Source organism: Myxococcus sp. CA033 (genome assembly GCF_013336625.1).
Taxonomy (GTDB): Bacteria; Myxococcota; Myxococcia; order Myxococcales; family Myxococcaceae; genus Myxococcus; species Myxococcus llanfairpwllgwyngyllgogerychwyrndrobwllllantysiliogogogochensis.
On the sequence record NZ_JABUMU010000009.1, the window covers coordinates 159,572 to 183,057 of the forward strand.

Here is a 23,486-nt window from a genome sequence, read left to right on the forward strand (position 1 = left end):
GGCCCCGCAATGGACCCTCTCCAGGTTCAGGTGTAAGGGGGGCGAGTTACTACCTGCATCCCTGGAGGGGACCGCATGCAGAAGCGAAATTGGCTTGCAGCGCTCATGACCGCCGTGCTCGTCACGATGGGCACGGGCTGTGGAGATGAGTGCGTCGACCAGTTCGACTGTCGCGCTGATAATGGCCAGCCAGATCCGGGCAAGGAGTGGACCTGTAACGATGGGACCTGTGATCAGGTCGCCATCAACGTTCCGACCCCGGACTCGGGGACTCCGGATTCGGGGACTCCGGATTCGGGGACTCCGGACGCGGGCGTGACCTGCAACCCGGGCTGCGGCACGGGCGAGCTGTGTGACATCAGCTCCGGCACGGGCGTGTGCAAGATTTGCCGCGACTCCGCCACGGGCACGGGCACGGATCAAGGCTGCTCCGCCGCCGCTCCCGTCTGCGACATCACTGGAACAGGCGGCAAGGGCGTATGCACCGCGTGCCGCGACACCGCCACGGGCACCGGCCAGGACCTGGGCTGTGCCGCTGAAGTGCCGGTCTGCGACACCACCGCCAACAACGGCGTGGGTGTCTGCAAGGCGTGCACGGACTCCGCCACGGGCAATAGCCAGGACCTGGGCTGCTCGGCCACGGCCCCCATCTGCGACACGGCCGCCAACAACGGCGCTGGCGCGTGCAAGGTCTGCTTCGACTCGCAGACGAGCCCCGACCAGGGCTGCTCTTCGCCCACCAACATCTGCGACACGGCGGCCAACAACGGCGCTGGCGAGTGCAAGGTCTGCAACGCCACCGAGGGTTGCCTGGGTGAGCAGACGTGCAACGCCGCAGGCACCGCCTGCGAGGGCTGCGCGGACAACGCGTCGTGCGCTCCGGAGACCCCGGTCTGCCGCACGGACACCACGCCGACGGTGTGCGTCGAGTGCTCCCCGGGCAACACCGCCCACTGCGATGCGACCAAGCCGGCCTGCAATGCCAACTTCCTGTGCGGCTGCACGGAAAATACCGACTGCGCCGCGGTGCCGGACAGCGCGCGTGACTTCTGCGACCCCACGGGCAACAACAACCGTGGTCAGTGCGAGGTCTGCGTCACCGACACCCAGTGCGCGGGTCTGGATCCGCTGAAGCCGGTCTGCAACAACCGCACGGAGTGCGTGCAGTGCCTGACGAACGCGAGCTGCACGGCGGGCCAGGTCTGCAACACGACCACCCACGCTTGCGAGACGGCCCCTGGCCCCACCGCGGCTGAGACCAGCGCGCAGATCGCCGCCTTCCTCGCCGCCGAGGCTGGCTCCCCCAACCTGCCCGTCAATGGAGCCTACGTCACGTTCCTCAAGCCCGCCGTGCCGGGCCAGGACAACGAGACCGAGCCTGTCGGCTTCTTCCTCCAGGCGGAGGCCAACGGCCCCGCGATGTTCGTCTCCGACCCCGCCGTCGTGAACCAGGTGGCCGTGGGAGACCGGATCAGCCTGACCGTCGCCACGAAGCAGCTCGCGAACCAGCAGGACCTGGCCAGCACCGTCGCGGAGTTCACGCGGCTCAGCCAGGGGCACTCGGTGCGCTCGCTTGCCGCGGACCGCTCCGGCGCGAACGACCTCGTTACCGCACTGGCCGCCTACGAGTATCAGCTCATCACGCTCTCCGGTACCCTGGGCGCTGCGGGCGGCGCGGGGGCGGGCTTCACGGGCTTCCCCATCACGACGACCGGGATGTCCTCCACCAACCCGATTCGCCTGCGCATGCCCATAGCACTGCCCCAGGCGCTCGAAGCCGCCCCGGGCTGCCAGTTCACCCTCGTGGGTCCCATGTGGCGGTTCGGCACCACCCCGCAGCCGTCGGCCTTCTCGGCTTCGGACATCACGCTCGACTGCCCCGCGCCCAAGCTGGTCACGGCGACCAGCCTGTCCGCCACGCAGGTCCGGCTCACGTTCGACCGTAAGATTGCTGAGGCTTCGGCGCAGGCCTCGGACTTCACCATCGAAAACCTGACCGTCTCGGGCGTCGCGGTCGACGGAACGATGGTGACCCTCACCACGAGCGAGCAGACCGCGGGCACGGCCTATACGGCCACCGTCTCCGGCGAGGTCACCGACCTGAGCGGCAAGCCGGTCGCCAGCGCGAACAACAGCGCAAACTTCACCGGATTCACTCCTCCGCCCGAGGGCGCTTCGCTCGTCATCAACGAGGTGGACTACGACAACCTCGGCAATGACACTGGGGAGTTCATCGAGATCTACAACCGAGGAAACGCGGCCGCCGACCTGAGCGATCTGATCATCGTCCTTGTCAATGGTGACTCGACCGCCACGCCGCGTCGCGATTATAATCGCTTCCCTCTGAGCAGCGTGACCGATGCTGCTGGCACCTCGGTGACGTCGCTGCCCGCAGGTGGGTACCTGGTCGCCGCCCCCGCGCCGTTCTTCACGAACAACCCGCTGCCCGGCGTTCTCCGTCTGGTCATCACCGCGCCGCTGCCGACGACCACTCCGAACGAAAACATCGTCCAGAACGGTTTTGGTGATGGCATTGGCCTCATCAAGTTCTCCACGGGCACGATGGTCGACACCATCTTCTACGAGACCCCGCCCCCCCCGCCCCCTCCGGCCCCCCACGTCCTCCAGAACCCCGTGTTCACCATCCTGACTGGCGCGGGTGACCTGGCCCTCAACTTCATCGAGGGTACGCGGACCACCGCTGCGGACTCGAACGCGACGGCGGGCTCGCTCCAGCGCGTTCCCAACGGCGGCGACACCAACGACAACAACGCCGACTTCGTGTTCCTGCCCAGCTCTCCGGGCGCGCCGACGCCGTAGTCGGCTGACACGGGGCTGAGCCCCCAAGCTCATCCTTCCTGGCCGCGGTCCCTTCGGGGGCCGCGGCCTTTTTCTTGGCCAAATCACCCGACGCGCGATTGAGCTGCTGTCACCGCCACGGACTACAGTGCCCGCTCTCACCTGGGGCCACGGCCCCTGCCGGTTCGGAGTCTCCATGCGGTTCCAACGTGCACTGACGTTGCTGCTCGCCCTCAGCCTGTCCGCATGCCCCGGCTCCAAGCCCACCACGCCCCTGCTCCCTGAACGGGACGCCGGTCCGAATCCCACCGACGGCGGCCACACCTCGCTCACCGTCGAGACCACTTCCCTCTCCGACGCCTACCTCGGTGACGCGTACTCCGCGCCCCTCGCGGTCTCCGGTGGCTCGCCCCCCTACGCCTGGAGCCTCTCCAATGGAGACCTGCCCTCCGGCCTGCGGCTCGGTGCGCAGGGGCTCCTCTCCGGCAGCCCCGTCGCCTCCGGCTCCTTCACCTTCACCGTTCACGTCCAGGACGCTTCCGGCGCCGCGTCCTCCCAGCAACTCACCCTCTCCGTTCTCGCGCCGCCCACCTTCTCCACCGCGTCCCTCTCGCTCGGTGTCGTTGGCCTCCCCTACTCCGCCGCCCTCTCGGCCTCCGGTGGACTCGCCCCGCTGAGCCTCCACGTCACCTCCGGTGCCCTGCCCCCCGGCCTCCAACTGGAAGCCTTCTCCCTCGCCGGCACCCCCACCACCTCGGGCTCCTTCTCCTTCACCCTCGAGGCCCGCGACGCCAATGGCCACACCGCTTCCGCGGACTTCCAGCTCACCATCCGCGACGGACTCACCATCACCTCCACCACCCTCCCGGATGCCTATACGGACAGCGCCTACGGCCAGGCCCCTTCCGTCCTCGGCGGGAGGGCGCCCTACGCGTGGACCCTCGTCAGCGGCGCCCTGCCTCCCGGACTCGCGCTGCTCGGCTCCGGAATCCTCAATGGCACCCCCTCCGCCGCCGGCACCTCCACGTTCAGCCTCCGCGTCACCGACGCCAACGGCGCCACCGATACGAGGGAGATCTCCCTCGTCACCTACCTGCCTCCCTCGCTCGCCGCCGTGGCCCCGCAGAGCGTCTACGTCCAGGACAACGTCGCTCGCGCCCTCCAGGCATCGCAGGGCAAGGCCCCCTTCGTCTTCTCCACTCCGGGCCCCCTTCCCACCGGACTCTCGCTCGCTCCCGAGGGACTCCTCCACGGACAGCCCACCCAGGGCGGCGCCTTCACCTTCGACGTCATCGCTCGTGACGCCAATGGCCGCACCGCCACTCGTTCCGTCGCCTTCACCGTCCTCGCCCTTCCCACCATCACCACCCAGTCCCTCCCCGATGCGACGCTGAGCACCGCCTACCAGCACGCGCTCACCGCCACCGGTGGCCGAGGCACCCTCACCTGGACGCTCGTCTCCGGCACGCTGCCTCCCGGCCTTTCGCTCTCGCCCCAAGGCACGCTCAGCGGCACACCCTCCTCCGCCGGCACCGCGTCCTTCACCGTCCGCGTCTCCGACGAGAACGGTCGCACGGCCCCTCGGACCCTGGCGCTCGTCGTCTACGCCCCCCCCACCATCACCACGAGCGCGCTCCCCGAGGCCGACACTGGCGCGCCCTACTCCGCCACCCTGGCCGTCTCCGGTGGCAAGGCCCCCTTCTCCTGGAGCGTCGTCTCAGGCTCGCTCCCCACCGGCCTGTCCCTCTCCAGCTCCGGCACCATCAGCGGCACCACCACCTCCAGCACCCGCACCTTCACCATCCGCGTCTCCGATGCCCAAGGCCGCTTCGCCGAGCGCAGCGTGTCTCTCTCCGTCTACGTGCCCCCCACCGTGACGACGGACACCCTGCCCCAGGCCATCTCGGGCCAGCCCTACTCCACCACCCTTACGGCGAGCGAGGGGCGCGCGCCCCTGACCTGGAGCCACGTGGGCTCGCTGCCCACCGGCCTGACCCTCTCCGCGAGCGGCCTCATCTCCGGCACTCCCACCGTCCAGGGCATCACGTCTTTCAGCGCCTCCGTGCAGGACGCCAAGGGCTCCTCCGCCTCGCGCGCGCTGTCACTCACCGTCAGCGGCTCGGGACAGCCTTTCACCGTGGGCCACTGGAACATCGAGTGGTTCGGCGCGGAGACCCAGGGCCCGCCCAACTCCACATCACCCGGGGGGAATCTCGATGACCTGCAGCTCGCTCACGCGCGAGACATCCTCGCGGACACGGGCGCCAACGTGTGGGGCCTGGTCGAGATCGTGGACAACGCGGACTTCGACGTCCTCAAGGCGCAGCTCCCCCAATACGACGGCTTCCTCGCCAACGACTCGACCTACGTCCCCAACACCAGCTTCTGGTACTCGGCCGGAGAGCAGAAGCCCGGCATCCTCTACGACAGCAGCCTCGTCTTCCAGAGCGCGGAGCTCATCCTCACCGAGAACTCCAATGTCTTCGGAGGTCGCCCTCCCCTGCGCGTCAACTTCACCACCTTCATCAACGGCGCTTCGGCCCCCCTCATCGTCATCGTCATGCACATGAAGGCCTTCGCCGACGTGGAGTCCCATGGGCGAAGACAGGAGGCCAGCATCGCGCTGAAGGCATATCTCGACGGGATGCCTACCGCGCGCGTGATTGTCATTGGCGACTGGAATGACGATGTCGACCGCTCCATCACGTACAGCGGAGGCGTGTATCTGAACACGCCCTTCGAGAACTTCCTCTCCGACCCCGCCCACTACACCTTCATCACCCGGGCCCTGTCGGAGCGCGCCGAGCGCACCACCACCGAGTACCCCGACACCATCGACCACACGCTCGTCAGCGATGAGGTCGCCGCCGTCTACGTCCCCGACTCCGTCCGCGTCGTTCGCCCCGACTCGTGGATTCCCAACTACAACAACATCGTCAGCGACCATTACCCCGTCGTCAGCCACTATGCCTTCGGCGGAGGAGGCGGCGTCCCCGACGGTGGGACGAGCACACCTCCCGCGATGCTCATCAACGAGGTGCTCGCCAACGAACCCTCGGTCCCGAGTGGCGACGGCGGCACCGTGCCCGACAGTCAGTACGAGTTCGTCGAGGTCATCAACACCGGCGGCTCCACCGCGGACCTGTCTGGCTGGTCTCTGTCGGATGCCAACGTGGTCCGGCATACCTTCGCCACGGGGACACTCGTCCCGCCGGGAAAGGCGTATGTCGTCTTCGGCGGCCCCAACGGCTTCCCACCTGGCACGCCTGACACCGTGCACGCCTCCACCGGACAGCTGGGCCTCAACAACGGCGGCGACACCGTGAGCCTGCGCAACCTCCAGAACACCGCGGTGGATGTGATGACCTATACGAGCACCGTGGACAACGTGTCGCTCAATCGCTCACCCGACGCGTTCCCCGGCGGCACCGACTTCGTCCTCCACACCACGCTCAATCCCAGCCTTGGCTCGTCACCGGGCCGTCGCGCGAACGGCAACGCGTTCTGACGCGAGGCCCCGTTGTCAGCGGACGGCACGTTCGACCTACCGACGACTCGGCGTGAGCACCCGCGCCGCTTCGTCGCGGGATGAACCGGGCGATGTCCGCTCACTGACGGCGGCGCGGCCTCGTCCGCGCTCACGCGTGAGAACCCGAGGCGGTCCTCGCGAGGCGGCTGCCCACGGACGGCGACATGGCCTCGTCCGCGCTCACTCGTGAGAACCCGAGGCGGTCCTCGCGAGGCGGCTGCTCACGGACGTCGACATGGCCTCGTCCGCGCTCACGCGTGCGCACACAAGAGCTGTCCTCGTGATGCGGCCGCTCACGGACGCGACGAGGCTTTGTCGCGCTCATCCCGACCGAGCTCCCGCTCCGTCGGGATGAGCGGCTCCTGGGCAATCACCACCTCGACATCTCGCGCCACCCAGCCGCCGGGGCCGTCGTCGTACGTCACCTCGACGGAGTCCCCCTCGCGCATCGAGGCCAGGCCCACCTGCTTCCCGTTCAACCGCAGCAGCGTGTCCGGCGTCACCTCGACATCCCGCTCCTGTCCGCCCGAATCGCGGATGAGCAGCTCGTTGTCGCCCACCCACTCCACGCGCCCCGACACACTCCCCGTGGGCGCGGGTCGCCCCGAGCCACCCTGTCCCGTGCGGCCCTGCGCATCCGGACCTGTCCAGGCCTCGAGGTCTGGCGCACGCTCACGCGAGGCGACCAGGTCTCGAAACAAGGCCGAGCGCACCTCCCGGTCGTCCGCCGAGGGAGTGCGCGTCGACACCTTGTCCTCTTGCCGCTCGCAGCCACCGCCCCCCAGCACGCCCCCCACGAGCGCCAGCGCCCACCACCTTCCCTGGCGTGTGCGGTCCATCGTCCCCCCGTGCTCCGCATGCGCGTCAACGCTCGCGGGCCTGGGCACGACGCGCCCCGCCCGCTCACCTCCTCGTCAACATGCGAACGCTCCAGGCGGCCGAGAACCCGGGGAACCCAAGCCCCAGCCCCGAAGCACGAGGGACAGGCAGCCTGGCGCCTCGCCGCTCGGGCGTCAGCGCGAGGATTCTCGGTGGATTCGTCAGGTCCCGTACTTGGCGAATGAGCGACTCAAGGCCCCCAGACAGTCACCAGGGGACTCGGTTGCGAGCCGCTGACACCAAGAGCGGATGGAATTCCAGCGCGCTGTCAGGCTACGAGGCGGCTTCGACCTTCGCCTTGTGAGCCCACGTGACTCCGCTTCCCCTTCCCAAAGAGCGCCATCTGCGGCCCTACTCCTTCTTCTCGGCGCAACGGGGCGGCATGTGGCTGTTTCTCGTCGTCGCCTTCGTCATCTCCTACAACGCCACTTCCCGCACCAGTTCGCTGCGCGAGTACCTGACGCCTCCGGTGCTCGCCGGCGGCTGTGGCGCGCTGTTCCTCGCGCTGTTCGCCTTCTTCTTCTGGCGCATCCGCAGGTGGGGCACGACCTATCACCAGGGAGTCTCGTTCTCGAGCGCGGGTGACGAACGAGAAGCAGCCCGCTGCTACGAGGAGGCCGCACGCCAAAGCACCCAGGGCACCCAGCGGGCCGTCTCCGTCACCATGGCCGGACAGTCTCTGTTGACTCTGGGGGAGGCAGCACGCGCACTCGAACTCTTCGGCTCCGCGGAGCACTCCGGCGCGTTGCGAAGGTTCGTTCCAGCCGCGCACCAATGGCTGCCCAATCTGATTGCCCACGCCTACTTCCTCCAGGGAGAGCTGTCCCCGGCACGTGAATGGCTGGAGGAAGGGCGCAAGCGGGCTGGGAAGCTGCCCCCCTCCTACGCGTTGCTGCCCGAGGTCTCCCTGCTCTGCCGCGACGGACAGCACAACGCCGCGTTGGCGCTCCTCGCGGCCCGAGCGAACGAGGCGGACGCCCTGGCGGGACGTGATACCCGCCGACTCAAGCTCCTCAAGGCCTTCGCCCTGGACGCCGTGGACCCGATAACTCATGCGATGGATATCGACGCCACACTGGCCGCCGCACGGCTCGGGCGCCCCGATGACTTCGAAGCCCTGTCCTCGCGGTGGCCGGAGCTGCGCGCCTTCATGGAGCGCAGGGGCCTGACGACTCCCGTCGCCGCGTAGACGGCGAAGCGGAGCCCCCTAGAACTTCCACTCCGTCCCCTGTTTCCCGAGCACGGCGCGGGTCGCCGCCACATCCTGTAGCGCCTTGAAGGGCGAGGCATCGGCCAGCTTCACGACGGAGTCCAGGACCACAGCCGCCATCTGCACATTGTCGCTGGCGATGGCTCCGTCCAGGCGCTCGAAGAGTTGTCGAAAATTCTCCCGACGCTCGTCGAAGCTGCGGTCCAGGTAGTCCAGGAGCACGTCACGCATGGCATGGATGTGCTCGACATCCACTCGGGATTCTTCACGCAGCCGAGTCTGTTCCGTGCGCTCTTTCTGGATGTCGCGCACGCACTCGGCCACCACCTTGATGCCGGTCAGCACGTCCTTCAGGGGCAGGTTCATCTTCATGCTCATGTCGTCTCCCGTTGAAGAAGGCCGCGAGACTGCTCTAGCAGGGCCTCCAACTGGGTGTTGAGGTCTCCGCCCTCGGTGAAGAGCGGCACCCGCATCAGCTCGCTCTCCGCCTTCGCCAGTTGCATGGCCGTGGCGAACCGAGCCAGATGCCCATCGTTCTCGGTGTCGAAACACTTCGCCAACTCCCAGAGGGCGTCGATGGCCCGACCTGTTCGCTGGTCGAGAGCGCCAAGAACACCGCCCAATTCGTCCACGCGCACTCCCGCCCGCGCCAGCAGAGCGATGGCCGCATCGATGCGCGCGACCTGTTCATTGACGTCCTCCGCATAGGCCAGAGCCTTCGTTCTGGCTTTCTCTCCCTGACGGGCCATGACGAAACCAACAACGGCCATCGCGGGAGCCACCGCGATGCCTCCGAGGATTGCGGTGCCTCCAGCCACACCCCAGCCGCCTGCGGCAAGCGAGCCCCCTCCAAGCCAGGCCAGCAGGGCGCTGTTCGCCGCGGCGCCCGTCAGCCCCGACAACGCGGCCCCCGTTCCAGCCGTGGCGAAGCTGGTGACCAGCCCCGTGGTCAGCGCGCTCGCTCCCGCGCCTGTCACGGCCGCCGCGACCGAGCCCGACAGCGTGCCGCCGGCTTCGAGATATTGCACGGCGAACTCGCGGACGGATTCCCGACTCACTCCCACTCGCCCCAGGTGCTCCAAGGCCTCGATGCGGGCCTTTTGATTCATCTGTTCGAGGAAGTCGAAGAGACGACGGAAGGTCGTGGCGACAACGCCATCTCGCTGAGAGGCCAGGGCATCCAACTGACGTTGGAGCGCGCCGCGCGCTCCCTCCAGCCGTTGAACCGCCTCTTCATGGCGCGCCTGAGCCTCCTCGCCAATATCCTTGGCGTCCTTCATGCGATCGATGCCGTCGTAGCTTTTCTTGGCGCCATAGCCAAAGAGACCTGCGAGCAGGAGCGCGGCGGGAATGAGCGGAAGCGGCATCGCATACCTCCAGAGTGCGTGAGCAGGGACCATCAAACGAAGTCTGTCAATCAAGGGGCGGCCGACTTCAGGCGCACACTTGCCCGACCCACGATGGGTCACGAACGCCCCGATGGGAATACCTCTCCGGGGTGATGAGCCATTGAGCCTTTCCCCTCACGCTCGCGCCTGCATCCCATTACCCTGACCAGGGCTGGTACCATCAGACGTGTGCGGTAGCCGTCCTTCGGCGCCCGGCGGGGAGCGACACAATGGCCGTATGGATGCGGGCGCTGCCGACCCTGGTGGCCGCCGCTCAGTCAGACGGGGCCAGGGGAACGCTGTGCTTCATGGTCGTCCTGGGTCTGGGGGCCTGGGGCGGCATTGTCTGGCTCAACAAGCTCAACAAGCGCTGGAAGGCCGCGCAACTGTCAGGCGCCATCGTCGCTCCTGCTCCCGCTCCTTCTCCCGCCTCTCACTCCGCCCCACCTGCCGCCACCATCGCGCTGCGCTTCGAAACCGTGAGCGCGCCCAGAGTCTCCCCAGGGCTCATGGTCCGTATCCCGGATGAGCCGATGCTGGTGGCACCACGTCCCGCGCCTCCGCCACCCGCGACGCCCCCGCCCTCGGCATTCACGATGACGGCCTCCGCTCCGGTCGCGAAGCCCGTCGAGCCCGCACCGGCCGCGCCCATGCGGTCCGTGACTCCAGTGCCCAAGGCAGGAGCCACTCCCCCCGTGGCGCCTGTCGCGACGCAGGCGACCCCCGGTCCCACGCTGTGGCCACCCACTCCGCTCAAGACCGGTTGGATTCCACCAAGAGAGGTCATCGAGGTCGCTGGTTACAAGCTGAAGGACGGCATGGTGTACGTGGGCTCGCGGCTGCGCGCCGTGAATGCGCCCGGCACCGAGCCCGCGCTCATCAACCCGAGTCTCGAAGTGGCCTCACGGCCCAACCGCGATGGACAGGGTATGACGTACTGGCCCTCCTACTCGGACATTTCTCCCGCTTCCCGCGCGGGCTATCTGGAGTGGCTCGCGAGTGGTCGCCGCAATGCCCATGCCTATATCGGCTATGTCTTCCTGTTCTTCTACGGGCTGGAGCGGCGAGTGCTCATCGAGCTGGGCACGGACGCAGCGGCGCTCGCCGAGGCCCGCCTCATCGAAGAAGAGGTCCAGGCCCTGCTCAAGATCCACGAGGAGAACAACTCTTTCCGTACCTACGCGTCGGCCTTTCTCGACGTCCTGCGCGTGCGCCGCGCTGGCGAAGATGGACTGCTGAAGGAGACGCCCCAGTTCACGCTGCGCCATGCCGGCGCGGCCTCGTTCGATGTGCGCATGGCCGTGGGCACCGCCGCGTCCAAGGGGCTGCCGCTCCCTGCGGACTGGGCCCTCGCCTGGGCCGTGGAGACCAGTGACACCAAACTGCGAACCCCCGCCACACGCTGCCCCGAGGAGTTCCAGGCCCTCTTCCGCGCGCGCTACCAGCGAGACCATGGCACGGGCATCGTCCCTCGCGCCAAGAAGTCGAGGGTGGAGGCCCGCTACGAACCCGCGAGCGCCTCCTTCGCGGGCATGGTGCGGCTGGCGTCGGCCTCCGTCACCGAGGCCTCCGAGACGTCGCTCAAGCCCGTGCGCGCGCTCGTCGAGGACTGCTGCGAGTCGCTCGAGTCCTACAGCCGCTGGGTGGGGAAGAACCCCGACGCGCGCAACAGCATGAGCGCCCTGGCGCTGCTCCCCGACGAGCTGACGTCTACGATGCAGGGAGGCTCGGACGTGCAGGCGCTCCGCGCGCTGTTGCAGCAATCGCTCGGGAGCAACACCTCCGCGCCCGTGGCCGCCGCCGACCTCCTCAAGCACTGGCCCACCGCGACCTCTGGGAAGCTCTCCAAGTCCGAGGCCGTGGGGTTGGCCCAGGCCCTGGAGAAGCTGGGCTACGGCATGGAGCCCGACCCTCGCATGGGCGGCGCCGTGCTTGCCCCCGACGAGTCCGCCCACGTCTTCACACTGCATCCTGAGTCACCGAGCGCGCCTTCCGGCGACTACCTGTCCGCGCTCGCGATGCTCCACCTCGCCGCCGCCGTGGCGACCGCGGATGGAACCGTGTCGACGGACGAGACCACGCGCATGGAGGCCATGGTAGAGGCGGCCCAGGGACTGCTCGCCTCCGAGAAGACCCGACTCAAGGCGCATGTCGCCTGGCTGCTCGCGAGGCCCGCCTCCAACGCGGGCCACAAAAAGCGCGTGGAGGCGCTGGCTCCCGAGGCCCGCACCTCGCTGGGCAATCTCTTGATTGAGGTCGCCGTGGCGGACGGCAACGTGTCACCCCAGGAGCTCAAGACGCTGTCGAAGCTCTACGCGATGCTGGGACTCGACGAGGCCAGCGTCTACTCCCGCGTCCACGCCGCCACGGCAATGCGGCCCACGGCGGCGACGGAGCCCGTCTCAATGCGGCTCGCCGGAGCACCCGAGCAGGGCTTCACCATCCCCGGGCCTCCTCCCGAGAAAGGCGAACGGCTGGCGCTCGACATGCGCAGCGTGCAGGCGAAGCTCGCGGAAACCGCCGCGGTCTCCAGCCTCCTGGGCAGCATCTTCGCCGAGGAGGAAACACCGCCACCCGCCGTCCCATCGACCCCCGCCCCGGTGGAACCTGGCGTCGCGGGCCTGGACTCCCTCCACACCTCCCTGCTGCGCTCCCTCGTCGCGAAGACGGAGTGGCCTCGCTCCGAAGTGGAGAAGCTCGCCGGCGGGCTCGGACTGCTCACGGACGGCGCGCTGGATGTCATCAACGACGCGGCCTTCGAGGTGTGCGGCGAACCCGTCCTCGAAGGCGACGAAACCCTTCAGCTCAATGAGCAGGCAGCACGGGAGATGATGTCATGACGGACGCGACGCTCCAGGGACGCATCAGGCCGAAGGATCGGGATGCCATCGTCCAGTCGCTGCGCGCGGGCGTCGTGCCTCGCGTGGGACAGCAACACATCCAGGTAGGCCGAGTCGAAGAAGTCCGAGCACTGGTCCGCGACGTGGAGCGCATCGCCGAGGGCGGAAGCGCCATCCGCTTCGTCATCGGCGAGTACGGCTCCGGCAAGACGTTCTTCCTCAACCTCATCCGCTCCATCGCGCTGGAGAAGCGCCTCGTCACACTGCACGCGGACCTCAACCCCGACCGGCGGTTGCACGCGACGGATGGGAAGGCTCGCAGCCTGTACGCGGAGCTGATGCGCAACATGGCCACCCGGGCCAAGCCCGAGGGGGGAGCGCTCGCCAGCGTTGTGGAGCGCTTCGTCTCCGGCGCCCTCACGGACGCGAAGAGCCGGAACCTGAACCCCGAGGCTGTCATCAGGGAGAAGCTCGCGGCGCTCTCGGAGCTGGTGGGCGGCTACGACTTCGCGGAGGTCATCGCGGCCTACTGGCGCGGCCATGACAGCGGGAACGAGGTGCTCAAGGCCGACGCCGTGAAGTGGCTGCGCGGCGAGTTCTCCACCCGCACCGATGCACGCAAGTCGCTGGGGGTCCGCACCATCATCGACGACGCGGATGTCTACGACCAGTTGAAGCTGTTGGCGCGCTTCGTCCGACTGTCCGGCTACGACGGCCTGATGGTGTGCCTGGATGAGCTGGTCAATCTCTACAAGATGGCCAACACCAAGGCCCGCGCCTCCAACTACGAGCAGATCCTCCGCATCCTCAATGATTGTCTCCAGGGCACCGCCGAGGGCCTGGGCTTCATCCTGGGAGGAACGCCCGAGTTCCTCATGGACACCCGCAAGGGCCTCTACAGCTACGAGGCCCTCCAGTCGCGGCTGGCCCAGAACACCTTCGCCGTGGGCAACCTCGTCGACTACAGCTCTCCCGTGCTCAGGCTGGCCAACCTCACCCCCGAGGACCTCTACGTCCTGCTCACCAAGCTTCGGCACGTCTACTCCACGGGCGATACGTCCACGCAGCGCCTGCCCGATGAGGGGCTCCACAGCTTCATGACCCACTGCTCCGAGCGCATCGGCGAGGCGTACTTCCGCACGCCCCGGAGCACCGTGACAGCCTTCATCAACCTCCTGGCCGTCCTCGAACAGAATCCGACCGCGGACTGGAAGGAGCTGCTCGGAGGCGTGCAACTCGCCGTGGACGTCAACCCCGACCTCGCTCCCCTGACCGAGGCGGAGGCAGGAAGCCTGACGGCCGGAGCAGATGATGAGCTCGCATCCTTCAAGCTCTGACCCGAGCGGCTCCGCGTCAGGCTCCTTTCACCGGTTGCACCCCAAGGTGCAGCGCTGGGTGTGGACCCAAGGGTGGAAGGAGCTGCGCGGCATCCAGGAGGTCGCGATTGCGCCCATCATCGAGGGGACGCAAGACGTCATCCTCTCGGCGTCGACGGCCAGTGGAAAGACGGAGGCCGCCTTCCTGCCCATCTGCAGCCGGCTGGCGGAGGACTCCGGCGGCAGCGTACGCGCCATCTACATCGGCCCGCTCAAGGCGCTCATCAACGACCAGTTCGAGCGACTCGACGGACTCTGCGACGGGTTGGGGATTGCCGTGCATCGCTGGCACGGGGACGTGTCTCAGGGCCACAAGGCGCGGCTGCTCAAGTCCCCGGCGGGCATCCTCCTCATCACCCCCGAGTCGCTCGAAGCGCTCTTCATCCGCCAGGGCTCCGCTCTCGCCAGCCTGTTCTCCTCGTTGGAGCACATCGTCATCGACGAGCTGCATGCCTTCATCGGCACCGAGCGGGGATGCCAGCTCCAGTCGCTCCTGCACCGTGTCGAGCTGACCCTGCGCCGCAACGTGCCTCGCGTGGGCCTCAGCGCCACGCTGGGCGACATGACCCTGGCCGCGGAGTTCCTCCGCCCTGGCGCCGGGGAGAAGGTCCGCCTGTGCAACTCCGACTCCGGCGGCGGAGAGCTGCTCCTCCAGCTCAGGGGCTATCGCAAGCGAACTCCGGATGCCAGGCGGCTGGCCCCTGGAGAGGACGAGGAGTCCTCCGACGGGCTGCCCGAGGATGAGCACGACGTGGGAGCGCACCTCTTCAAGACGCTGAGAGGGACGCACAATCTCGTGTTCGCCAACAGCCGGGCGAACGTCGAGCTCTACGCGGACCTCCTGCGCCGCATGTGCGAACAGGCGCAATTGCCCAACGAGTTCTTCCCCCACCACGGCAACCTCTCCAAGGAGCTGCGCGAGGAGGCGGAGGCCGCGCTCAAGGCGAGGCAGCGGCCCGTCAACCTCGTATGCACCACCACACTAGAGATGGGCATCGACGTGGGCGCCGTGCAGAGCATCGCGCAGGTGGGCGTACCTCCCTCGGTGGCCAGCCTTCGTCAGCGCCTGGGACGCAGCGGACGTAAGGGTGGACCCGCCGTGCTCCGGTTGTATCTCCAGGAGGCGGAGCTGACGAAGACGAGTCCCCTGCCGGACCAACTCCGCATGCGCCTGGTTCAATCGGTCGCCATGCTCGAGCTGCTGCTGACGAACTGGTTCGAGCCTCCCGCCTCGGGCGCCTTCCACTTCTCCACGCTGGTCCAGCAGCTGCTCTCACTCATCGCTCAGCATGGCGGCGTCAAGGCGGGCGAGGCCTTCTCCGCGTTGTGCCAGGCGGGTCCTTTCGCGCGGGTGTCACGCGAGGACTTCGTGCACTTCCTGCGGGGATTGGGACAGCGTGAGCTGCTCTCACAGTCCTCGGATGGGACGCTGCTTCTGGGCCGGGTGGGCGAGCGGATCGTCAACCAGTACAGCTTCTATGCGGCCTTCGCCTCGGTGGAGGAGTTCCGGCTGGTGGCCTCGGGTCGCACGCTGGGCACGATGCCCATCGACCAGCCGCTCTTCGTCGGCACGTACCTCATCTTCGGCGGACGACGGTGGCGCGTGCTCGCCGTGCAGGGCGACGAAAAGGTCGTGGAGTTGGAGCCCGCCCCCGCTGGGCGCGTTCCCATGTTCGAGTCCACTGGTGTCGGCGGCGTGCATGACCGCGTCCGGGAACAGATGCGGGCCGTCTATGCCGGTGACGGCATTCCCCGCTACCTGGATGCGCGTGCGCAAGAGCTGCTGGCGGAGGCTCGGGCGACCTTCCAGCGATGGGGGCTCTCCGAGCGGTCCATCATCACCTCCGGCCGGGAGGTCCATGTCTTCCCGTGGGCCGGTGACGCGGTGGTACACACGCTGGCGCTGTCGCTCCAGGCGCGTGGACTGTCGGTGGAGCCGCTCGGTGCCGTCTTGAGCGTGGAGGCGATGCAGTCGGACGTGGAAGGCGCCCTGCGTGGACTCGTGGCGGAGGGGCCTCCTCGGGCAGAAGCCCTCACGACCCACGTGGCCAACATGGCGCTCGAGAAACATGACGGCTTCGTGCCGGAAGACCTGCTGGCGCGTGACTACGCGGCTCGGTACCTGGATGTCCAGGGTGCGTGGCGCGCGGCGCAGCGGGTGTTGCAATGAAGCCCTTCATGGAGAGGCCTTGTCACCCATGAGTCGTCCTTCCCACGAATCTCAGGCCGCCGACCCGGCTCTCCCTGTGGACGCCGCTGCCATCCAGCACGCCGCCACCCAGGCCTTCGCCACCTGGACGCGAAGCCTGCCCGTGGCGCCCTCCAATCCCACGGACTTCATCCGCTCCGTGGAGCCGAAGGTGCGGAGGGCCTGCCGGCTCTACACAACCATCACCGAGCGGAAGGTCGTGTGGAAAGACGGCCCCACTCGGGGCTCACCGCCTGTCACGGGTTTGAGGCGAAAGGCCGACAGCGTCGACCCCTGGTTGGAGACTCGGGAGAGCCTCCACGAGAGCAGCCTCTCCATCCTTCCCTGTTCAGCGTGCGGGGGCCCAGGCTCGATTCCCTGCTCCAGATGTGGCGGGAGTGGGGACGTCCGTTGCTCGAACTGTAACGGCACACGGAAGGCCTACGGCTACGCTTCGAATGGCTCGCGCCGACTCATGAACTGCAGGTCATGTGATGCGCGGGGCACCGTCTCCTGTAGCGGCTGCAATTCGGGGCGGGTGTCCTGCTCGCCGTGCCTGGGGCATGGTCGTGAGCAGCGCTGGCTCGAGTTCGTCGAGTCGGTCCGCTTCGACCTCCTGGTGATGACGGAGGACGAGACACTGCGTGGCTTGCCGTGGACAACGGTGGGAATGGAGAAAGACGCGAAGCTCCTGGGAGAAATCAGCGCGAACGGTGCGCTGTCACAGGATAAGGTCGCGCCTCATCTCCCCGAGGATTGGCTCCAGGAGCACTGGGGGAAGACCCGAATCGCGCTCAAACTCCAGGAGCGCATCACCAGCCAGCTCTTCCAGGTCTTCGAAGCGCCCGCCGCGCGGGTCTCCTACTCCATCGCGGATGCGCTCCCCACGACGGTTCAGTTCGAGGGGCAGCGGATGCTGGCACCACCCGTCTCCGCGGACCGACAGTTCGCGGCGCGGGCCCGGAAGGTCTTCGCGGCACGGCTGGTCCTCCTCGCGCTGGCGGTGGGGGTTCCGTTCCTCTACCTCATTCGAGGCTCCTACTTCTGGAACGGCTGGCTGGTAGCGCTGTGTGTCTCGCTCGGTGGGTTCGCGATTGTGGCCGAGCACCTGGTCCGGGACTGGACCCTGGGCAGGAAGCGGAAGACTCGCCGCCGGAGCATCGGCCTGGCTGTGTACGCGCTCGCGGCCGGTTTCGTGGCGCAGGCTTCGGAGCCAAGACTCGCTGATGCCCTGCGCCATATCTGGGCGGGACGCCTCGACGCCGCGAACAAGGAACTGCTCGCGCTGGGCAAACCCGAGGACCCCGCTCTTCAGCCAATCTGGTCCGAACTCCATCTCGCCCATGCGCTCCGCGCGGAGACCGTGAAAGAGGTCGTCGAGGATGCCGTTTTGTTGAAGTCAGGCTCTCCGCAGCGGGCGAAGGTCAACCAGCGCCTCCTTGAGCTCACTCGGCGGCAGGTCCTCCAATCCCTCGCACGCAAGGAGCCGGCCTCCGCCCTGGAGGTGCTCTCCATCGCCAGGCCCGCGCTCGAACAGGATTTCTCGAAGGACGTCGGCGTGCTGACCGCGAACATCCTCGAAACGGAGTACGAGGCCTGTTCGACGGAGGCTTGCCGGTGGAAGACCCTAGGCGCCGCGCTTCGCGCCGAGTCCACACCAGGCCGGGAGCAACGCCTCGGACAGGTGCGCGCGACACTCGTGGAGCAGTTGTCGCCAAAGCCGCGTCCCAAGGTGATGACCTTGGAGTGGCTCCTGCATCTCGACAAGACTCGCGCGCTTACCACCGAACTGGGTGAGACTCCGTCCGATGCGGATCTAGGGGAGCGCGCACGACAAGCCGCTACATGGACCCGGGAGGAACGGGAGCGGATTCCCCTCATCGGCGCCGAGCGCGCCGTGGCCATCTCTCTGCTTCAACTGACGACCGGTAGCGACACAAGCCTCCTGACGAAGACGACGGACTCCGTCGCCCTCTACTGCGCGCTGAAGGATGGACGCTGCGCCGGTGCGTACCTGGTGGGCGCGGACAAGAGTTCACGCGTGCTCAACAACTTGAAGCACACGGCGACCACGAAGGAGCTGCTCTCACGTGTCATGGGGCATCCTGTCGAGCTGCCCACGCCACCGCAGCTCCGAGGAGGCAAATCACCCACCCAGACCACCTGGAAGGACGGAGGGGTGACCATCGTGGCGCGGTGGAGCAGTACCTACTTGATGGAGCTGCGCATCGGAGAGGTGAAGCCATGAATCCGAAACCTCCACGGCTGCTCTCCGTCAGCGCGGCACTCATGGGACTGCTCGGCGGCGCGGCACCCTCGGGTCTGCTCGTTCCAGGTATCGAGGTCCAGGTCGCCCAGCCCACCTGGCGACGACGCGATGAAGAGGAAGCGCGTGACGAACTGCTCCTCGTCGTCCCACCCACCAGCGGGCAGATTCTCCTCGCGGGGCATCGCTCGCACCGCTCCCACTCCTCACATCGAAGCCACTACTCCGGGAGCCGAAGCCGGAGCTACGGCGGTGGCTACTCCGCTCCCGCCGCAGAGCCAGAGCCGCCGCCTCCACCGCCCAAGCCCGCGATGGTGTCCTTCGTTGTCTTTCCCGGGGGACGCATCTTCGTCGACGACAAGCCCGCGGGGCAGGACGTGACGTCTCTCATGCGACTGGCGGCGGGCAAACACGTGGTCCGCATCGAGAACCGCTTCCTTGGCACCACCACCGTCGAGGTGGACCTGGTCGCGGGGCAGATGGGCGATGTCACGATTGAGTGGTAGCGATGGGATTGGGAGCAGACACGTGACAACGAAGGAACCCGAAGCCCCGCCACCATTCATCTTCCGCGACGGTGCCATCCAGACCGTCCTCGACCTTCGGGTCTACCGGCTCACGGCGATACAGAAGTCCGCCTATCGCTTCGCGGAGCGATGCACCGCCGTGCTCGGCTCACCCGAGGCAGACAGGCTTCCCGTCCGCTTCGTCTTCGGACCGACCATCATCGAGCAGGATGCGCTGGAGACCGCGCGGCTGTTCTTCCAGGAGCTGCTGGACCAGGAGCTGCGCGAGCAGGTGGGCGACGAGACGCGCGCCCTCCGCGCGCTGATTATCGCCCAGGCCTTCTCGCGCACCGACCTGATTCGCCAGGATTGAGGGCTTCGCACCCCATGTTCCATGACCGCTCCAGGTACCAGTCCTCTCGGGGATACCAACTGGCGCCCTTCCGATTCAGCCCACTGGACGGCTCGCGCTACATCGCCACGAACGACGTGGGCGAATACGTGGTGCTGCCCCGCGAGGAGCTGGTCGAGTTCATCAGCCATGCGCTGCCACCGGACCGGGAGGCCTACAAGTCGCTCAAGTCCAGGCACTTCATGTTCGACGAGTACTCGCGCGTTGCGCTCGAGCTGCTCGCGCTGAAGTATCGGACCCGCGCGGAGCAGCTCGCGTCCTTCACCGGGCTGCACATCTTCGTCGTCACCCTGCGCTGCGACCACTCCTGCCCCTATTGTCAGGTGTCGCGGCAGGCCGAGGGACGCCTCGACTTCGACATGTCGCAAGAGCACGCCGACCAAGCGCTCAACTTCATGTTTCGCAGTCCGTCCCCAGCCCTCAAGATCGAGTTCCAGGGCGGCGAGCCGCTGCTCCACTTCGAGCGCATCCGCTACATCGTCGAGCGCGCCAAGGCTCTGAATCAGGTGCATGGCAGGGACCTCCAGTTCGTCATCGCGAGCAACCTCTCGCGGCTCACGGATGAGGTGCTGGCCTTCTGCCGGGAGCATGGTGTGCTGCTCTCCACGTCCCTGGATGGGCCCGAGGCCCTGCACAACGCCCAGCGACCGGTGCGTGGCGGGGACAGCCATCAACGGACCATCGATGCGATTCGACGGGCGAGGCAGACGCTCGGGCCAGACGCGGTCTCCGCCCTGATGACGACGACCCAGGCGAGCCTGGAGCGCGTCGAGGACATCATCGACGAGTACGTGCGCCAGGGCTTCCACGGCATCTTCCTGAGGAACGTCAGCCCGTATGGGTTCGCCGTCCGCCAACGCGCCTCGCGCCAGTACGGCGTCGAGGCCTGGGTCGAGTTCTACAAGCGAGGGCTCGCGCACATCCTTCGCATCAACGAGCAGGGGTACCCGCTCCAGGAGGAGTTCACCGCCATCCTGCTGCAGAAGCTCTTCTCACCGAGGGGCTCGACGTATGTCGACCTCCAGTCGCCCTCGGGCATCGGAATCGGGGCGCTCGTCTACAACTACGACGGCGCGGTGTATGCCTCCGACGAGGGGCGGATGCTCGCGGAGATGGGCGACTTCTCCTTCCGGCTCGGGCACCTCTCCCGCGACTCCTACGAGTCCATCATGACGTCTGAGACGCTCCTGACCCACTTGAGCGACACGATGCCGGAGGGCGCCCCCATGTGCGGTGACTGCGCGTTCCTCCCTTACTGTGGCGCGGACCCGGTCTTCCACCAGGCGACGCTGGGAGATGCCGTCGGCCATAAGGCGTTCAGCGCCTTCTGTAAGAAGCAGATGGGCGTGCTGCGTCACCTCATTGGGCTGCTCGAGGATGATTCCCGCGCCCGGGACATCCTCCTGGGGTGGCGCTGAGCCATGCCCGCCCTGGACCTCGCATCTACCGGGCTGAAGTCCCTTTCGGAGCGCTCACCCGAGCCATTCATCGGTCGCATCCGCGAGCAGCCAGACCTTCCGGAGTCCGAACGCGGACGGGAGATTCTCCTCGTCCGACGTCCGCTGGCGCACCTTCCTCCGGGCTTCCGGGGGTATCTCCTACTGGATGACGGCTCGGTGAGTCCGGGACTGCGGGACGTCTACGTCCTGGCCCCCGGGCTGCGCTACCTCGCCGAAGGGGACGTGGTCCGCATCCATCCCGAGCGAGGAGCCCTGGCGACGCTGTATCGCCGCGCGTCTCCGTCGAACACGTTCCTGGTGACGGAGCGCTGCGACAACAACTGCCTGATGTGCTCCCAGCCACCTCGCAAGCAGGATGACTCCTGGCTCGTCGATGAGCTGATGGCCACTCTCCCGCTCATCTCCCCGGAGACTCGCGAGCTTGGAATCACGGGCGGCGAGCCGAGCCTGCTCAAGGGACGTCTCCTCGAGCTCCTGGAGCGGATGAAGGGTTACCTGCCCCAGACCTCGGTCCATATCCTGACCAACGGACGCGGCTTCGCGGACGCCGAACTGGCACACGCGGTGGCGAAAGTTCAGCACCCCGACCTCATGCTGGGGATACCGCTCTACTCGGACCTGCCCGAGGAGCATGACTACGTCGTGCAGGCCTTGGGCGCGTTCGATGACACCCTCCGGGGTATCCTCCACCTCAAGCGCGCCCGCGTGCGCGTGGAGCTGCGTTGTGTCGTCCACGCGCAGACGTACTCGCGCCTGCCTCAACTCGCTGACTTCATCACGCGCAACTTGTTGTTCGTCGACCATGTCGCGCTGATGGGGCTGGAGCTGATGGGGTTCGCCAGGACGAACCTCGGAATGCTCTGGGTGGACCCGCTCGACTACCAGGCCCAGCTCACCGCCGCTGTCAGGACGCTGAGCCGCGCGGGGCTCAACACGTCCATCTACAACCACCAGCTCTGCACCTTGCCCGCCGAGCTTCATCCCTTCGCGAGAAAAAGCATCTCCGACTGGAAGAACGTCTACACCGAGGACTGCGAGGGCTGCGTGCGGCGGGATGCCTGCGGCGGGTTCTTCGCTTCAGGCGTCCTGAAGCGAAGCCGAGGCATCCAGCCCTTCCGAGACTGAGTCAGAACGCGGGCAGGTCCGACGCCAGGTGCGCCGACAGGCCGCCATCCATCACCACGGCACTGCCATTCACGTAGCCACTGAAGGGCCCGACGAGGAAGGACACCATCCCCGCCACCTCCTCCGGCGTCCCGAACCGCTTCACGGGGATTCGCTCCAGCAGTCGCGCGCGCACGGCCGGGTCCGCCTTCGCGAGCATCTCCGTGTCGATGTAGCCCGGGCAGAGCGCGTTGCAGGTGATGCCATACGCCCCCCACTCGGCGGCGATAGCCTTCGAGTAGCCCACCACCGCGTGCTTGGTCGCCGCATAGGTGGACGACTGCGCCCCACCAAAGAGCCCCATGATGGACGCGATGTTCACGATGCGCCCGTACCCCTGGGCCTTCATGCGCGGCAGGGCCCACTGACACAGGTTGCGCACGCCCTTCACATTCACGTCGAACAACTGCTCCCACTCGGCGGTGCTCACCTCGTCCACGCGGTGGAACGGCCCACCCACCCCCGCGTTGTTCACGAGCACTCGCGGCACCCCCAGCTTCGCCTCGAGCCGTGAGAGCGCCACCCCCACCGCGCCCTCGTCCGCCAAATCACAGGCCAACGGCCACACACGCCCCCCAGCCGCGGTCAGCCGCTCCTGGAGTCGCGTCAGCGCCGCCTCGTCCCGCGCCAGCAGGACCACCTCGAACCCCTGCCGCGCCAGCTCGGTGGCGATGGCCGCGCCAATCCCGCGACTGGCTCCAGTGACGACCGCGACAGGGGCCTGCTTCGACTGCGTCTCCATCAGAGGACACCTCGGGGAGGGACGAGGCGAACCTCGTCGACCCGTACGTTCAACGGCTTGGTGGAAATCTCCCAGATACACTGCGCCACGTCGTCCACCGAGAGCATGTCCGCGGGACTGAACTCCGGCCGGGACTTCCAGAAGGACGTGTAGACCGCCCCCAGGGACAGGAGCGTCGCCCGGATGCCGAGCGCCTTGCCCTCCTCGTTCAAGACCCCGGTCAGCGCTCGCACCCCGTGCTTGGACGCCGCATAGGCCCCATTCATCGGCAAGGTGAGGTGGTCGCTCACGGACCCGAGGTGGATGAGCCGCCCCCCACCCCGGGGCTTCATCCTCCGGAACGCCTCCCGCGCACACAGGAACGTCCCCGTCAGGTTCACCTCCAGACTCTTGCGCCAGTCCTCGAGCGTCAGCTCGTGGAGCGGAGCGAAGACGCCAAACCCCGAGCAGTTGACCAGCACCGAGATGGGACCGAGCCCCGCCTCCGCCTTGTCGAACATCGACACCACGGAGTCCTCACGCGTGACGTCCACGTGCACCGCGTCCTCGGTCTCCGTCGCCACGTCGTTCGCGGCGCAGAGGACCTTCAGGCCCTCCGCACGCAGCTTGTGCGTGACGGCCCGGCCGATGTCGCCCGTGCCTCCGACGACGATGACATTCCGACCACTCACGTGCCGTGCCCTCTCCTGGACTCACCCTCGCGAGGCGGGGAGTATGTCGGACCGGC

General features: G+C 67.5%; 16 protein-coding genes. 11 read left to right on the forward strand and 5 right to left on the reverse strand.

All coding sequences use genetic code 11. The features are described from left to right. Positions 1–75: 75 nt before the first annotated feature. Both HUA78_RS22760 and HUA78_RS22765 read left to right on the forward strand, forming a co-directional pair. On the forward strand, positions 76–2,820 hold the full coding sequence (locus tag HUA78_RS22760; RefSeq protein ID WP_174477138.1) for a lamin tail domain-containing protein: 2,745 nt from the start codon (positions 76–78) through the stop codon (positions 2,818–2,820). A gap of 175 nt (positions 2,821–2,995) precedes the next feature. Further along, positions 2,996–6,307, forward strand: coding sequence for a putative Ig domain-containing protein (locus HUA78_RS22765; protein ID WP_174477139.1), 3,312 nt, complete (start codon positions 2,996–2,998; stop codon positions 6,305–6,307). 314 nt (positions 6,308–6,621) lie between these two features. On the opposite strand, the gene HUA78_RS22770 is transcribed toward HUA78_RS22765, so the two are convergent. After that, entirely contained in the window at positions 6,622–7,167 is a 546-nt protein-coding gene (locus tag HUA78_RS22770) for a hypothetical protein (RefSeq protein ID WP_174477140.1), read from the reverse strand. A gap of 350 nt (positions 7,168–7,517) precedes the next feature. Here HUA78_RS22770 and HUA78_RS22775 point away from each other — a divergent pair, with 350 nt between their 5' ends. Continuing rightward, entirely contained in the window at positions 7,518–8,396 is an 879-nt protein-coding gene (locus HUA78_RS22775; protein ID WP_174477141.1) for a hypothetical protein, read from the forward strand. An 18-nt stretch (positions 8,397–8,414) separates the two neighbouring features. Here HUA78_RS22775 and HUA78_RS45960 read toward each other — a convergent pair whose 3' ends face one another. Both HUA78_RS45960 and HUA78_RS22785 read right to left on the reverse strand, forming a co-directional pair. Beyond that, a complete protein-coding gene (locus HUA78_RS45960; RefSeq protein ID WP_217439495.1) occupies positions 8,415–8,795 on the reverse strand; it encodes a hypothetical protein in 381 nt (126 codons plus the stop codon). Then, complete coding sequence (locus HUA78_RS22785; protein WP_174477142.1) at positions 8,792–9,784, reverse strand: hypothetical protein; 993 nt, start codon at positions 9,782–9,784, stop codon at positions 8,792–8,794. The genes HUA78_RS45960 and HUA78_RS22785 overlap by 4 nt, the downstream gene beginning before the upstream one ends. A gap of 251 nt (positions 9,785–10,035) precedes the next feature. On the opposite strand from HUA78_RS22785, the gene HUA78_RS22790 reads away from it, so the two are divergent. The 8 genes from HUA78_RS22790 (at position 10,036) to hxsC (ending at position 21,978) form a co-directional block, all read left to right on the forward strand. Further along, positions 10,036–12,645, forward strand: coding sequence for a TerB N-terminal domain-containing protein (locus tag HUA78_RS22790; protein WP_174458257.1), 2,610 nt, complete (start codon positions 10,036–10,038; stop codon positions 12,643–12,645). Then, positions 12,642–13,982, forward strand: coding sequence for an ATP-binding protein (locus tag HUA78_RS22795; RefSeq protein WP_141645638.1), 1,341 nt, complete (start codon positions 12,642–12,644; stop codon positions 13,980–13,982). Before HUA78_RS22790 ends, HUA78_RS22795 begins: the two co-directional genes overlap by 4 nt. A 34-nt stretch (positions 13,983–14,016) precedes the next feature. Then, positions 14,017–16,191 carry a DEAD/DEAH box helicase gene (locus tag HUA78_RS22800; protein ID WP_217442562.1) on the forward strand — a complete coding sequence of 725 codons (2,175 nt, stop codon included), beginning with the start codon at positions 14,017–14,019 and terminating at the stop codon, positions 16,189–16,191. A gap of 493 nt (positions 16,192–16,684) precedes the next feature. Beyond that, complete coding sequence (locus tag HUA78_RS22805) at positions 16,685–18,457, forward strand: hypothetical protein (protein ID WP_141645639.1); 1,773 nt, start codon at positions 16,685–16,687, stop codon at positions 18,455–18,457. Continuing rightward, entirely contained in the window at positions 18,454–18,981 is a 528-nt protein-coding gene (locus tag HUA78_RS45965; RefSeq protein ID WP_217439491.1) for a hypothetical protein, read from the forward strand. The genes HUA78_RS22805 and HUA78_RS45965 overlap by 4 nt, the downstream gene beginning before the upstream one ends. Positions 18,982–19,003: 22 nt before the next feature. Continuing rightward, positions 19,004–19,354: a His-Xaa-Ser system protein HxsD gene (gene hxsD / locus HUA78_RS22815; protein WP_246137458.1), complete on the forward strand. Its 351-nt coding sequence runs from the start codon at positions 19,004–19,006 to the stop codon at positions 19,352–19,354. Positions 19,355–19,368: 14 nt separating this feature from the next. After that, the gene (hxsB, locus tag HUA78_RS22820; protein ID WP_141645641.1) at positions 19,369–20,811 is read left to right on the forward strand and encodes a His-Xaa-Ser system radical SAM maturase HxsB; all 1,443 of its coding nucleotides are present in this window, start codon (positions 19,369–19,371) and stop codon (positions 20,809–20,811) included. Positions 20,812–20,814: 3 nt separating this feature from the next. After that, positions 20,815–21,978 carry a His-Xaa-Ser system radical SAM maturase HxsC gene (gene hxsC, locus HUA78_RS22825; protein WP_174458255.1) on the forward strand — a complete coding sequence of 388 codons (1,164 nt, stop codon included), beginning with the start codon at positions 20,815–20,817 and terminating at the stop codon, positions 21,976–21,978. A 1-nt stretch (position 21,979) separates the two neighbouring features. On the opposite strand, the gene HUA78_RS22830 is transcribed toward hxsC, so the two are convergent. Both HUA78_RS22830 and HUA78_RS22835 read right to left on the reverse strand, forming a co-directional pair. Then, on the reverse strand, positions 21,980–22,759 hold the full coding sequence (locus HUA78_RS22830; RefSeq protein WP_174458254.1) for an SDR family NAD(P)-dependent oxidoreductase: 780 nt from the start codon (positions 22,757–22,759) through the stop codon (positions 21,980–21,982). Further along, positions 22,759–23,430, reverse strand: a complete 672-nt coding sequence (locus HUA78_RS22835; protein ID WP_174458253.1) for an SDR family oxidoreductase — start codon at positions 23,428–23,430, stop codon at positions 22,759–22,761. The genes HUA78_RS22830 and HUA78_RS22835 overlap by 1 nt, the downstream gene beginning before the upstream one ends. Positions 23,431–23,486 lie beyond the last annotated feature (56 nt).